Here is a 13,034-nt window from a genome sequence, read left to right on the forward strand (position 1 = left end):
TCTAGCCTACGGATACGGCGTCTACGCCCGGGGACACGCTGTCCATCCGGCGTTTGACGGCCAGCAGGCAAACAAATTCGAAAGCGATATTCGCCGCATTGAGCGCCGTAATGTTATTGGCGTCGCGGTCCGGCAGCACCTCCACCAGATCGAAGCCTATAAAGTTGAGCCCTGCCAGCCCCCGCAGCATTTTTTGCGCCTCGTAGGTGGTGAAGCCTCCGACCTCCGGCGTCCCCGTACCCGGAGCATACACCGGATCGAGGAAGTCGATATCGAAGGTCAGAAACACCGGTCTGTCCCCGACCCTGCTCTTGATCTTTTCGCATAATTGCGGAATCGTCAGGTCGCGGACATCGTCGGTCGTCAGCACCTCGAAGCCCATTTCCCGCGCATCGCTCAAATTGTTCGGCTTGTAGCTGCTTCCTCTCATCCCCATCTGAATCGAATGCTCCGCATCGATCAACCCTTCGTCCACCGCATAGCTGAACACGGCGCCGTGCGACCACATGCGCTCGGGGAATTTGGAACGGCCGGTGTCCGAATGCGAGTCGAAGTGGACGAGGCAAACCGGTCCGTGCTTCTTCGCAGCCGCCCTCAAATGCGGGAGCGAGATGGAATGGTCGCCGCCCAGCATGATCGGCACGATGCCCGCTTCGAAGATCGGCGTCAGCTGCTCCTCAATCGCTTGATACGATTGTTCGATATAGCCGGGATGCACCGCTAAGTCGCCATAGTCGATGCCGGACAAATATTCGGAAATATCGATCTGATGGACGGGCGATATCGGCCGTATGCGCTGCGACATCGTGCGAATGGCCGAAGGTCCGAAACGTGCACCGACAGCATAGCTTACTCCCGTGTCGAACGGCACCCCTACTACGGCGAAGTCGACATTCTCTAACGTCTGGACATGCGGCAAATGCATGAACGTGTGAATTCCTGAAAATAAAGGCTTTCCCATTTCAATTTGCGGACGATACATCTTCATAACTCCCACTCCCACTCCCCTGTGTCTTTTTAGTCTGCAAACAGCACAAAGAGGCCGTTGTCTTATGCAACGGCCTCTTTGCCTATACAAACCATCGGATCGATGGTTTCGTACTATGCAGTTGTTTGATGAGTCTCATTATAGCGAATCGATAGCATATATGTCAACTATATTGACATATATTTTTAAATATTCATAATTAATCTTCTAATTCGTCATATATACTAACATATATATTACATTAATATTGACTTTTCAAAGACTACTAACGGATAATTAACATATATCTCACTTATCGTTTGTTGGTTTGCTCTGTTGTAGTCTCAACTTTCCAATATCATTTCGAGGTGATGACAGGATGAAAACCCGGATTTTGCACATTCACGACATTCCGACAACCAAATGCCGAGTCGATGTAAGACTGAAGGAGCTGAATTATTGGGTTGCCTCCATTCCCGCCGAAACCCTCCCTACGCTGCAGCAGCGCAGATTCGACATCCTGGTGCTGGATGTGCCCGCCTGTCGGCTCAAGCAGTGGCTGCACGAGGTTAACTCCCGCTTCTCTCTTCCGCTCCTCTGGTGGTGCGAGGAAAGAAAACCGGCCACGGCAGCCCCCCATGACAAAGTGGACGGAGTCCTGTGCTGCGGCATGAACGACAACGAGCTTCAATGGTCGCTGCTGCTGGGCGTCAAAAACCATCAGCGCCGGCTGCATCTGGAGCGCGAATACCAATTTCTCGCCACCAAATTTCAGGAGAAGAAGCTCGTGGACGACGCCAAAATCATGCTCAGCAAGATTAATAACATCAGCGAGACTACAGCCTATGAGATGATGCGGACCCAGGCCATGAACGAGAGGAAAAAGCTGGTCGACATCGCCCAAGCGGTCCTCAGCACGAACAGCCTGTTAGTCAAAGCCTCCTCCTCCAAGCCAAAGAAATATGACTACACGCAGTAAGCGTCATTCGGGTAAACTGACATCGGAAAGTCAGGACGCGCGATGCTCGTGGCGACCCCAACCCGGCCTAAAATACAGGTCGGGTTTATTTATCTCTTGCCTCTTTATTTCCCTTTAACAACAAAAACTCGCCAACGACAAGCATTTGGCCAAGGTACACCTCATTCCCCTCATAGGCTTCGGGGTTTTGATCATAATCTGCTTTATTTAGTAACATATGGCGCTTATCCGATGCTTCCGGCATCAACGTGAAGGTAACGGTGTGCTCCGCATCCTCCATCTCAGGCAAATAAAAATACTGATGCCTCAGGTTTGCGCTATGGACAGTGAATCGATTAATCAGTATGGGCAAATGGGAATCGACCGTAACACGGAGCTGACCGGAGAACGGGCCGCCTGCGTCAGCTATCCCAAGTATCGTCCCTTTGAACTTAACGGTAATAGTGTCACCTGGCACGGCCAGCTTTACAAGCCGCGGGTATATAGTCTTGATGGTTTCCAGATTATAGCCGGTATAAGGAAATTTAGCGCTAAAATCATCAGCACGTGTATCTAAGACCTCCAGGCTCCCGCTGAATTCGGCCGCCTCCTTCATTGTGGCTCTTTCCCAGTTAGTAGCGAACAACGGGGCCTTCAATACGCGAGGGGCCGGATTTTTCTTGCTCTCAAGCATTTTCATTATGCATCGAGCGACCGTCCCTGCATACAGCTGATCGCCGATTCCAACCGGGTGCACGCCATCTTTCGAAAAAGCCGCCCGCCCTTCACGATCGATCCATTCTGCCGCCTTGGGCACCAGCTTATCCCGGGCATACAAGTCTCCCACTACGTATCCCAAAAAAATGCCGGGTATCCCATAATATTCGCCAACCGTTTCAAAAGCCTTTATGCTGGAGGGAAAGGAGGGCTCCGATTGCGGGCTGTAAGACGGTATTTGATCGCTCTTCAGCGTGTACACAAAACAAATATCGGTACTCGGATTGTTCCTCCAGATCTTCCTTACCATGCCTTCAATATCTTGTTCGCTTCCGCCGTTTACCGCAAACTCCACGAAGATCAAGTCGGGGTTGTGGGCCAATAAATGCTGCTCGATACGAGCCGCTCCAAAGTCAGCTCCCGTACCGTTAATCGCTGCATTGATCTCCACAATATCGGCCTTCGGAAACCGGGATTTCAGCCATGCGGTTGTACGCGGGCGCCAGCCTTGCTGTAATGTGATGCTTCCCCCGATATATCCAACCTTAACGTCTTGGCCTTGCTCCAACCGGTCGAGGACATGGGGAAGACCTTCTCTCCTATGCAGCTCCCTCGGGTTATCGTATTCAGGCAGCATGAAGCCGTAGTCTTGCGTCACTTCCCCCATATCCCGAAGGTCGATACCTCGTGCGAAATCAACACCGGTGGATTTTGCATAATCTTTGGAATTCATCTCCATACCCCCTCCACGTTAAGCCTACTTGAATTGCGGTAACAGATCCTTATTCGCCTGCTCTTCCGCCTTATTTAATGCGGTATTGATATCGGTTACTCCGGTGACGACATCCTTAAGGGCTTGCGTGAGGTATTTATCCGGCACACGATCGAATTGGGTGGATTTCACCATCGATTGCGGCTTCGTCATGAAGATGGCCTCGATATGCTTGCCCTTCAAATAGTCGAGACTGCTTCCGAACGATTTCATAATTTCATCGTTTTTAATGACGGGGAGTACACCCTTACTAGCCAAAAACGTCTGATACTCGGTTGAAGCCGATAAATACGAAATGATCTTAAAGACAAGCGCGGAATGCTTCGTTTGCGATGAAACCGAGAGCAGACTGGGCGCGCCGCTGCGATTGAAACCGTTCAAGGTCGGGGCTTGCACGAAATCCCAGTTGAAGGCTTCGCCCGACTTAACTATTCCTTCCAGACGCCCCAGCTCGAAATGATACGGAATCATCGCCAGCGTCTTCTCTTTATAAAACAGATTCAGAGCACTGGTGTAATCCATATATTCGATTCCCTGCGTGCTGAATCCGCTTTTCAGCAGTTCCAATGTCTGTCTCATTTCTTGATTGTTGAAGCTTGCTTTCTTGTTTGCCACATCGACAAAGCCCGACTTGAAGAGGGCGTACGTGAAGCTGTAATTTCCCGGGAAAAAGCCGGTATACCGGACTCCCCCTTCCGTTCTCGTTAATTGTTTGCCCAACGCGATGGCATCCTCGTACGTCATTCCGTCTTTCGGATAGGGCACGGCCAGCCTGTCGAATATATCCTTGTTATAATAGAGCACCGAGGCATAGTTCGAATAGGGAAGCGCATACAATTCTCCCTTCGGGCTAAATGCCTTGATCGTATCGATCAGCGTCGGCTGATATCCGTTCAAGTCGATCTTGTCTTTTTTGACCGCATCCTCCAAATTCATAATCAGGCCGCCATCAATCTGCAGCGGGAAGCTCCAAGCCGTAGTATAGTATAGATCCGGAAGCGTGCCGCTGGCCGCAATCTCGCTAATGTAAGTCCCTTTGCCCGGCTTAATTACCTTAAAGCTTACGTTAGGGAATTTGTTCTTTATCGGCTTAGCGAAACGTTCGTTGAACATATCCTCGGACATATTCTGCTCATCGTAAAATACCAGCTCTACCGGCGTCTGCAAATCGATTTTGGCATCTTCCTCCGCTTTAACCGGAGCTCCCTTTCCCTCGGATGCTCCTCCGCCAGAAGCGCACCCCGAAAGAATCGTTCCTACCAGCACGGCAGTCATTATGGCCGATCCGTTTCGCATCACACAGATCCCTTCTTCCATAAGAAATTAGTCTTCTGTTCAATTCCAACCGAAGGAGCAAACAACTTGACGGCAAACACTTCGAAGTAGGGCGATCCGTGGGTAGCTCTGAACAGAAGCCGGATACGGGTGACCCTCCTGGCATTTACCTTATGTTTATTTAAAGTGAGATAATTTCCCTTTACCTCAACTCGTTCCTCGCTGTTGTCCTCCAGAGTCAAAATCACATCATAATCCCTGATTAAGGTCTCGATAGGACCGTCAAAATGCTCCAAATCGAGCCTTGAATTGAACACCAGATGGATTTCGTCCAGATCTCTAGGCGCCGCAAAAGACATTTCCAGCCATGCTTGCCCTTCCGTTCGATCGGAAGCCCAGACATTCGGAACTCCATGTGGCCTCGAGTAGCCATTCAGCACATTTCCAGGATCATACATAGGTTGGACAGGCAGCAGGTCCTTAAAGCAAATGCTTCGATTGAACCGCTTCAGTTTGCCCGGCTCTTCAGGACGATAATGGAAGCTGACAGCGCCTGTAATCCTTTCCTCATTGCAATAAACGGAAAGAACAGGGTTTTCTTCCAATACGATATATACTTTATCATCCGCGGGCTTCTTGCACCCGAGGCTCAGCGTTATCCAGCCATCGTGACCTCCGGCTATTTCCACGTTGCAGCTTTTGATCTCGTAATCCGGGATGTAGGTTTCTTTTCGTTCCCCGCCCATAAGCTTTACCTGCAGTGTCTCCGTATGCGCGGAGCCGTTCCTGATCTTGATTCGCACGCTTTCCGCTTCGTTCGTACCTATCGGCAATACCAGACAAAGTCCTCTTTCCAGCTGTACCGCCTCGGATGGCAGCTCATTGCTGTAGCTGCGCTGTGACGAAGCGCGGATCGATACCCCGTCTGCAAAATAAGGGTCCAACGTTTCCCTGAGCCCGACGATCGTTTGTCCGTCCCGGAGCAGCATCGCCTGCAGCTCCGGCATATGCTCATGTACTAACGCAGCCGGGTCTACTCCGTATTTGCTGCAAAGAGAAGCCGCCGCCCCAACCGCCTGCCCCATACAACCGCAGGTAGCCATAACCCTTGTTGATCCGAAGGCGACGTGGGTAGCGCTCATATTACGCCCTGCGAACAGGAGATTGGGAATGTTCCTGGAATACAGACTGCGGAAAGGGATATTGTATAAGCCCGGGACAAAGTTCCACGCCGTAGCCGGCCCCTCGTCATATATGCCTTTGGCGGCGTGAAGATCCATCGCCCATCCCCCTACGGCAACGGCATCCTCGAAAGCAGGCTTATTCGCGAGGTCGTTCTGCGTCAGCATATAATCGCCGATAAACCTTCTGGACTCCCGCTTCCCCGGAATCGGGCATACGTAATCAAGAATAAGATTGTCCACATCGTCAAATTCGCCGCTGTTCTTAATATAGTCCCAAATCCCGTATACCAGCTTCCGAAGCTCCAGGGCGATGTCTTCATTGTCTTTGATGGTATCGATATGTCCGCCGTATTCCAACCACCACAAGCCGCCGATTCCGTTTATTTTCCGAGGCAGACCTCGATGGTTCAAGCCTTTTCGGATGCTCTCGAAGAAGCTCAGCTTGGTCACATCATACGCAAATTCGGGCCGCTTATACGGAACGGCAAATCCTGCGTCCCTCGCTTGAAAAAGAATCGTATCCCCCATCACATAATGGTCCGACACCTCGGGAGCCAAGCTTTCATGGAACTCCTCCCGCGCTTCTCTTCCCCATCTGAAGTGGGCCCCTGCCTGATAACCGACAATCCCGTCGCCGGAGCAATCGATAAAATAAGGGCTCTCAAAGCGGAATTTTCTTTCGGAAGCAAGCTGAAGACCTTCCACCCATTGAATTCTATCGTTCTCCATCCCCGTTTCATGCACGCATGTGTTCAGAAACAGGGAGATGCCGGGCTCAGCGTAGACCATATCCAGCAGGACCGTATCCGAAATCGAGAGCATGAGCTTCTTGTTATAGAAAGGATTATAATGAAACACCTTCAGCTTGAGCTCTTCTACTATTCCGCCCTCCCTCGCATAGTAAGAAGGACTGTTGCCCAAATAGGTCGATCCGTTGATATGAACCCGGACCTCGCTGCTTGCATTCCCTCCGAGCACAGGCCGGTCGTTAATCAGCGATACCTTCAATCCATGCCGGGCTGCGGCGATGGCGGCGCATATTCCGGCAATCCCGCCGCCGACGACGGTTACATCCGATTTGATTAGCTCCATAACGAACCCTCCATAATAAGATACACTTATCATGGTAGTGGATTTCATAACGACTTATTTACAGGATTTTGCGAAAAACTCATAAGATTTTTAGAGCCGGTCTCAATTTAATTTTTTGCGGTATTGCTTAGGCGTAATCCCCGTAAATTGTTTAAACAGCTTGCAAAAGTACCCTTCGTTAACGATCCCAACTTCATCGCATAGCTCCAATAAGGAATAGTCTCGCACCTTTAATAACTCCAGCGATAGCTCGATTTTTCTCCGATTGATGTAATCGACGACGCCTTCATTCATTGTTTTCTTGAACAAGCTGCTGAAATAGGACGGAGCCAGATTCACATGCTCGGCAATGGCTTGAAGCGATAAGCGCTGATTCAAATTTTGCTCGATAAACCGCTTGGCTCTTATGATCTCCGTACGGTATGCGTGGCTGCCGTCCTGCAAGGTTTCGTAAATAAAATCGCGAATAAACCCAAGCTGCTCCCAAAAAGTAAGGAATTTCGCCGGAAACTCTTCCGCATTCTGCGTCACGCCGCTCCGAGCTTTGAATTTCGCCGTAACATCCCTGTAAAAGTCGCGAAGCAAATCCGCCATGAAGGAATGGTGGATTTTGTTTTCATAGGCACTCCGGTGCAGGAGCTTGAACCGCTGATCTATTTCCTCCCTGGACACCTCTCTGTTCAGCCAAGCAAGGAAATCCCTCAGCTCCCTTTGAAAGTCCGTCCGGAAGCCATTGTTATAATGAAAACGATGGAGGGACGTTTTGACCGTATGTTCATCATGATAATAAAAGTCCTCACACACGCCGACCGCTTCTATATAGGCTTTTCGGATCGACTCCAAGCCCCGGTTCGCCCCTCCGAAAGCAACGGATACGGATTGATTCAGATATTGATGCACATGGTTGACGATCTGGCGGCCTACCGTCTGACAGGCGTTCTCCGTATCCATATCGCTGCGGCTTCGTTCCCAGGAAAGAAAGCCGATGAAGCGGTTATCGTATAAATCGGAGGCCAAGCTCGCACCGAAATTCATCACCGTTTCTTCAACCACATTGGTAATGGCATACCTAAGAATGCTTTGATCTACCGCCGAATATTCGTTACGGAAGCTATCATAATGATTCATTTCGACGATAAAGCAGCAGTAATACGATTGGAAAAAGTAAATCTCCATCCGTTCAGCCATCTCCGCTGCCCGGTGCGAAGGAATTTCTCCTCGAATCAGCTCGTTAAAAAACTGCTTTTGTACCCGGTGCTTATTTTCCAGAACGGATTTATGTAAAGAGTGAAGCTTCTCGTCCTTTTGCTTGATTTCGTCCAAAATACCGGCTGCTTTATGAAGCGCCCGCTTTACATCCTCCTCCTTCAGAGGAACCTTCACAATGTATTCCATAATATTGGCGCGAATGGCCCTCTGAGCATATTCAAACGAAGAGTATGCCGTCAATAGGATATACTGGGTATGAGGAAGCTGCTCTTTTAGCTGCTCGATCATGGAAATCCCATCCATCTGGGGCATGACAATATCGGATATGATAATATCCGGCTTCAGCTTTAACGCTTCTTCCACGCCTTTCCTGCCGCTATACGCCTTTCCAATCAGCCGGAATCGCGTGTCCGTCATCGAAAGCTCCTGAAAAAACAGCTCCAATCTTTGAACCATCAGATCTTCGTCATCAACGATAAGGCAGGTATAAGTTCTCACTATCGTGCATCTCCTTTGATGCGCTTGCAGGGAACAAGGCGCGTACTCGGGTTTCTTTCTTTAGTGTACTTATGATTTGAAGACCGTACTGCTCGCCATAATGAAGCCTGATTCGGCCATGAATATTATTCAATCCGATTCGTTTCCTGTTTACTTGTATATCCTTCGGTTCAGGACTTAATATACGCTCTATGCGTTCATGAGGTATTCCCTCTCCCTGATCGACTACTTCGACCACGACAAATTCGCCTTCCCGGTACGCACGAATGGCAATGGGGCCTTCCGTTTGCCCCCCGTTGTATCCGTGAAACAAACTGTTCTCCACCATAGGCTGCAGCAGCATTCGAAAAACGGGAAAATCCATCAATGAATCTTCGATATGCTCCACTAATTCGAAATGACGGTTATACCGGATGTTTTGAATCGAGATATAGTCCTTGACGTTCTGCAATTCCTGACGCAGCGATACTTTCTCCGCAGAATCCGATATCCCGTACTCCAGCAATGAAATCAGGGAAGCGATGACCACATCGACTTTATCCAATTGGCCCAGACGGATCACATTGCTTATGGAGCCAAGCGTGTTATATAGAAAATGGGGATTGATTTGAGATTGCAGCACTTGGATTTCCAGCTTTCGCTGCAGCTCTTTATTGATCTCCAAGCGGCGAATCAGCTCTACGATTTGCTGGAGCATCCGGTCGAAAGCCCGTGACAGATCGCCGAACTCATCGTTCCGGTTGGTAGAAATAATGACATCGAAGTTGCCCTGCTCCACCAGATTCATTTTCGTCTTGAGGTAATACAGAGGATTTCTTATGTACTTGGCGATAAAATACGAAATAAACAAGCTTAAGAGCAAGCCCCCGAACAGCAGACCGACATAGTAGGTTTGAAGCCTTGCCAGTGCTGCCTTCATCCGCGATTCGTCGTTGATCGAGATAATGTGCCAATTGAATTTTTCCGTCGGCTGCTTCAGTACGGAGACCGGTTTGCCCTCCTTGGTGTACAGCTGAATACTTGTGCCGCTGGTTTCAATAATTTGTTCCGCCGACCATTGTCCGATAGAAAAGGTATGGTCCTGCACATCCGGAAACCCTTTATTTTCTGAAAATCCGACGATGATATTACCCGATGAGGTGATCAAGGCCAAATTCATTTGTTCTTTTTTATTAATCTTAAAAATCGTCTCTTCGATCGCTCTAAGGTCCAAATCTACTGCAACGGCCATAGGAGCCGATAGTCCGTTCATGGATCGGACCATGGTCACCGTCCAGCCTGAATACAGCGACTTATAAGGCTCGCTTACGATCGTAGTCCACTTGTTCTTCATGGCCGCATCAAACAGAGGCTTTCTGTCCTGAAGCGGTTCATCGAAGATTCGGGTAGGCGTACTGCCGCCAATAATAGATAAATCACTTTTGATGATATAAACGTTACTGACATAATTGCTGTTGAGCTCATACAGCTCCCTTAACTGCTTTTTAATCACATCCGTGCTGTTCAGGTTGGCTTTCACCGAGGTTTCAACGGAGAATAAAATCGTTTGAAAGGAAGAGAAATTGACGGTTAAATACTGGTCGACCTTGGCCAATATTTGGCTCGTATAGTAGGAGTCGTTAGTTCTTATTTCCTTCTGAACGTAAGCGTACGATAATTGGCTTATCAGGATAATACAGCTTAAAACAAAGGCAAAGCACATGAGAAATAATTTGATAGGCAGGCTTAATTTTCTCCGCATCGTTCATCTTCCTTTGACGGCTGCATTCATGTACGAAAGTATCATACCATAGAGACGGGGAAAAGAGGGACATCGATCGCCCCTCCTTCGAGTTACTTTATTACACCTTGTTCTTTAAACTGTTTCGTTACGATATCTTTATATTTCGGAAGCTCAAACTTGGTTTCCAAGGTTTTGATATAGTTATCCCAATTGGATAGCGGTTCTTTGCCGCTCATGAATTTCACCAAGCTTTCGTTGATAAACCGGACTCGTTCTGCAGCCAAAGAATCGTTCGGATCCGGCGTCAGGAACGCTCCGGGCAATGTTGGCGCCACATACTTCTGGTTATTGGTGAATGCCTCCGCCGTCTTCGGATTGGCAAAATTGAAATACTCGGAATCATCGCCGCGACGGGGCATGCGATAATGATCGACCCAGATGTACTTATCCTTGACTTCTTTCGTGAGCGTTTTCGTTTTGGGCTTGCCGTCCACCAGATCCCAGTGCGTTCCTTTCAGCCCGTAAGCAAAATGGGGATAGGCTTCTTTATCCGTATAATAATATTCGAGCATGGACAAGATCCGGATGATTTTGGCTTTATCCGCCTTCACGGAGATGGCCCAGGAATTGCTTTGGAAGCCCTTCCTCTCCAATATTTGATCACCGTAAGGACCTTTCATTGGAGGAATGATGATCCATTCCGGCACCTCACCGCCGACCTCCTTCATTTTCTCCTGCGCTTCCGGCTCCAGCCTGCGAGCATCTCTTACCATGAAGCCGACCTTACCCTTGTAGAGCTTTTGATCGAGCAAAGCGGAGTCGTTCATCGTAACCCAGTCCGGATCCACAACCTTGGCTTCCATCATTTTTTGAATGTAAGAGAGAGCCTCTTTCATCTTCGGATCCGTAAACAGCAGCACGGGCTTGTTATCCTTCACATCAATCGCACCAGGAGGGTTAACGCCGAACATCCACATCAGCATATCGAAGCCGTAGGTTTGCAGAACGCCTTCTTTATTCATGCCCCCTATAAAACCGTACGTATCGTTCTTGCCGTTGCCGTCCGGGTCTTGCTCGGTAAAAGCTTTCATTACGGCGAACAGCTCATCGGGGGTTGTCGGCACCTTCAGATTCAATTTCTTCAGCCAGTCGTTACGGATGAACAGACTTCCGATAATTCCGCTCACATTGTCATATCCGGGAACAGCTATCGTTTTTCCCTTATATTGCATGGCTTCCCATGCTTCTTTCGTCCAGCGCTTCTTCAGCTCCGGAAATTGATCCAAGTACGGAGTCAAATCCGCTAGGATGCCTTGGTCATAATATTGAGCGAGATCGGAACGGCTTTTCATGAAGATCAGATCCGGAATATCTCCGCCGGCAATAAGCGTATTCAGCTTGGTTGTCGCTTGACCGCCTTGGGGAACCGTCATTTGCAGATCGATGTTTACCGCTTTTTCCAACATTTGGCGCGGGATGTCCACTTCGCGGGAAGGAATCGGAGCCGCTGCATTGAAGGTTCCTTGGTTGAACATCGTGATTTTCATTTTTTCCGCGAATTTGTCGGTCTGGGCTTGTGGACTATCGGAAGGCGCCGATGGCGATTCCGCTGCTCCCCCGCAGCCCGACATGACCGTGCCTAAGCCAATTACGGCAGCCAAGACGGGTAATACCGCTTTTTTGCTATTGTTGCGTTGCATACGGACCTCTCCTTTATATTCACTATTAATACATGACCATAACAGCGTCAGCAATCCATTCTTGTTACCCCTTAACGGAGCCCATCAGCACGCCTTTGGTAAAATGCTTTTGCAAAAACGGGTACGCTATCAGAATCGGCACCGTTGTTACAACCACGGCAGCCATCTGCAGGGCGAGAGTGCTGACAGGCTCTGCATTGGCAAGGACATCGGCGCTTTGGGCCTGCACATTCAGCAGAATGTTGCGCAAGACCACCTGCAAAGGCATCAGGTTCGTATCATTAATGTAAACGATCGCGTCGAAATAACTGTTCCAATGTCCCACAGCATAGAACAAGGAAACCGTGGCAAGGACGGGCAGCGAGAGCGGGATTATGATTTTCCACAGCGATTGGAGCTCGCTTGCGCCGTCAACCCTGGCAGACTCTTCGATTTCGGCTGGCAGCTGCTCGAAGAAGCCTTTGATAATCACCAGATTGAACGCGCTGATCAAGTGCGGGATAATGAGTACCCACGGTGAATTTAGCAAGCCGAGCGAACGGATTAATAAGTACGTGGGAATCAGTCCCCCTCCGAACATCATCGTAAAGATAATGAACAGCAAAAAGGGGCTGCGGCCTGGCAAATATTTTTTCGATAGCGGATACGCGGCAATGACCGTAAAAAGCATGTTGAGCGCAGTGCCTACGATCGTACGAAACAACGTGATTTGATATGCCTGACCTATGCCGTGCGCTTGGAAAACCTCCCGGTAAGCCGTGAAGGTAACGGCCTCGGGTATGATGACAATCCCTTTTTTCAGCACTTCCGATTCCGGAGTAACGGAAACTGCGACTACATACAGAAAGGGAAACAAGCACAGCACGGAGAGTAAGAATAGAACGGTATAGATGACGACTTGTCCCGCTTTTTCCCCGAATGATTGATGTAACATTGCAA

Annotated in this window: 9 protein-coding genes; 1 reads left to right on the forward strand and 8 read right to left on the reverse strand. The window is 49.2% G+C overall.

Annotation, left to right across the window (positions count from 1 at the left end):
• Window position 1: 1 nt before the first annotated feature.
• Window positions 2-982: an agmatinase gene (gene speB, locus ACFQ88_RS34270; protein ID WP_239635570.1), complete on the reverse strand. Its 981-nt coding sequence runs from the start codon at window positions 980-982 to the stop codon at window positions 2-4.
• Window positions 983-1,346: 364 nt separating this feature from the next.
• Here speB and ACFQ88_RS34275 point away from each other — a divergent pair, with 364 nt between their 5' ends.
• Window positions 1,347-1,946 (forward strand): ANTAR domain-containing response regulator, encoded by a 600-nt coding sequence (locus ACFQ88_RS34275; RefSeq protein WP_379461711.1) that lies wholly within the window; start codon window positions 1,347-1,349, stop codon window positions 1,944-1,946.
• Window positions 1,947-2,031: 85 nt separating this feature from the next.
• Here the strand turns inward: ACFQ88_RS34275 and ACFQ88_RS34280 are convergent, their stop codons facing one another.
• The 7 genes from ACFQ88_RS34280 to ACFQ88_RS34310 all read right to left on the reverse strand — a co-directional run bounded on the left by ACFQ88_RS34280 (window position 2,032) and on the right by ACFQ88_RS34310 (window position 13,029).
• A complete protein-coding gene (locus ACFQ88_RS34280) occupies window positions 2,032-3,375 on the reverse strand; it encodes an SGNH/GDSL hydrolase family protein (protein WP_379461713.1) in 1,344 nt (447 codons plus the stop codon).
• Between the two features lie 24 nt (window positions 3,376-3,399).
• The gene (locus ACFQ88_RS34285; RefSeq protein ID WP_239635571.1) at window positions 3,400-4,710 is read right to left on the reverse strand and encodes an ABC transporter substrate-binding protein; all 1,311 of its coding nucleotides are present in this window, start codon (window positions 4,708-4,710) and stop codon (window positions 3,400-3,402) included.
• Window positions 4,710-6,965 (reverse strand): FAD-dependent oxidoreductase, encoded by a 2,256-nt coding sequence (locus ACFQ88_RS34290; RefSeq protein WP_379461715.1) that lies wholly within the window; start codon window positions 6,963-6,965, stop codon window positions 4,710-4,712. Before ACFQ88_RS34290 ends, ACFQ88_RS34285 begins: the two co-directional genes overlap by 1 nt.
• 102 nt (window positions 6,966-7,067) lie before the next feature.
• On the reverse strand, window positions 7,068-8,672 hold the full coding sequence (locus ACFQ88_RS34295) for a response regulator (protein ID WP_379461717.1): 1,605 nt from the start codon (window positions 8,670-8,672) through the stop codon (window positions 7,068-7,070).
• Complete coding sequence (locus ACFQ88_RS34300) at window positions 8,644-10,413, reverse strand: sensor histidine kinase (protein ID WP_239629915.1); 1,770 nt, start codon at window positions 10,411-10,413, stop codon at window positions 8,644-8,646. Before ACFQ88_RS34300 ends, ACFQ88_RS34295 begins: the two co-directional genes overlap by 29 nt.
• Before the next feature lie 92 nt (window positions 10,414-10,505).
• Window positions 10,506-12,095: an extracellular solute-binding protein gene (locus ACFQ88_RS34305; protein WP_379461720.1), complete on the reverse strand. Its 1,590-nt coding sequence runs from the start codon at window positions 12,093-12,095 to the stop codon at window positions 10,506-10,508.
• Between the two features lie 64 nt (window positions 12,096-12,159).
• Window positions 12,160-13,029 (reverse strand): carbohydrate ABC transporter permease, encoded by an 870-nt coding sequence (locus tag ACFQ88_RS34310; RefSeq protein ID WP_239629917.1) that lies wholly within the window; start codon window positions 13,027-13,029, stop codon window positions 12,160-12,162.
• Window positions 13,030-13,034 lie beyond the last annotated feature (5 nt).

Source organism: Paenibacillus sp. NPDC056579, assembly GCF_042793215.1.
Taxonomy (GTDB): Bacteria; Bacillota; Bacilli; order Paenibacillales; family NBRC-103111; genus Paenibacillus_S.

Excerpts from the sequence above, each read along its gene's own strand:
- ACFQ88_RS34280 (WP_379461713.1), bottom strand. The coding sequence starts at position 3,375 with ATGAATTCCAAAGATTATGCAAAATCCACCGGTGTTGATTTCGCACGA.
- ACFQ88_RS34305 (WP_379461720.1), bottom strand. The coding sequence starts at position 12,095 with ATGCAACGCAACAATAGCAAAAAAGCGGTATTACCCGTCTTGGCTGCC.
- ACFQ88_RS34275 (WP_379461711.1), top strand. The coding sequence starts at position 1,347 with ATGAAAACCCGGATTTTGCACATTCACGACATTCCGACAACCAAATGC.
- ACFQ88_RS34310 (WP_239629917.1), bottom strand. The coding sequence starts at position 13,029 with ATGTTACATCAATCATTCGGGGAAAAAGCGGGACAAGTCGTCATCTAT.
- ACFQ88_RS34300 (WP_239629915.1), bottom strand. The coding sequence starts at position 10,413 with ATGCGGAGAAAATTAAGCCTGCCTATCAAATTATTTCTCATGTGCTTT.
- ACFQ88_RS34290 (WP_379461715.1), bottom strand. The coding sequence starts at position 6,965 with ATGGAGCTAATCAAATCGGATGTAACCGTCGTCGGCGGCGGGATTGCC.
- ACFQ88_RS34285 (WP_239635571.1), bottom strand. The coding sequence starts at position 4,710 with ATGCGAAACGGATCGGCCATAATGACTGCCGTGCTGGTAGGAACGATT.
- speB (WP_239635570.1), bottom strand. The coding sequence starts at position 982 with ATGTATCGTCCGCAAATTGAAATGGGAAAGCCTTTATTTTCAGGAATT.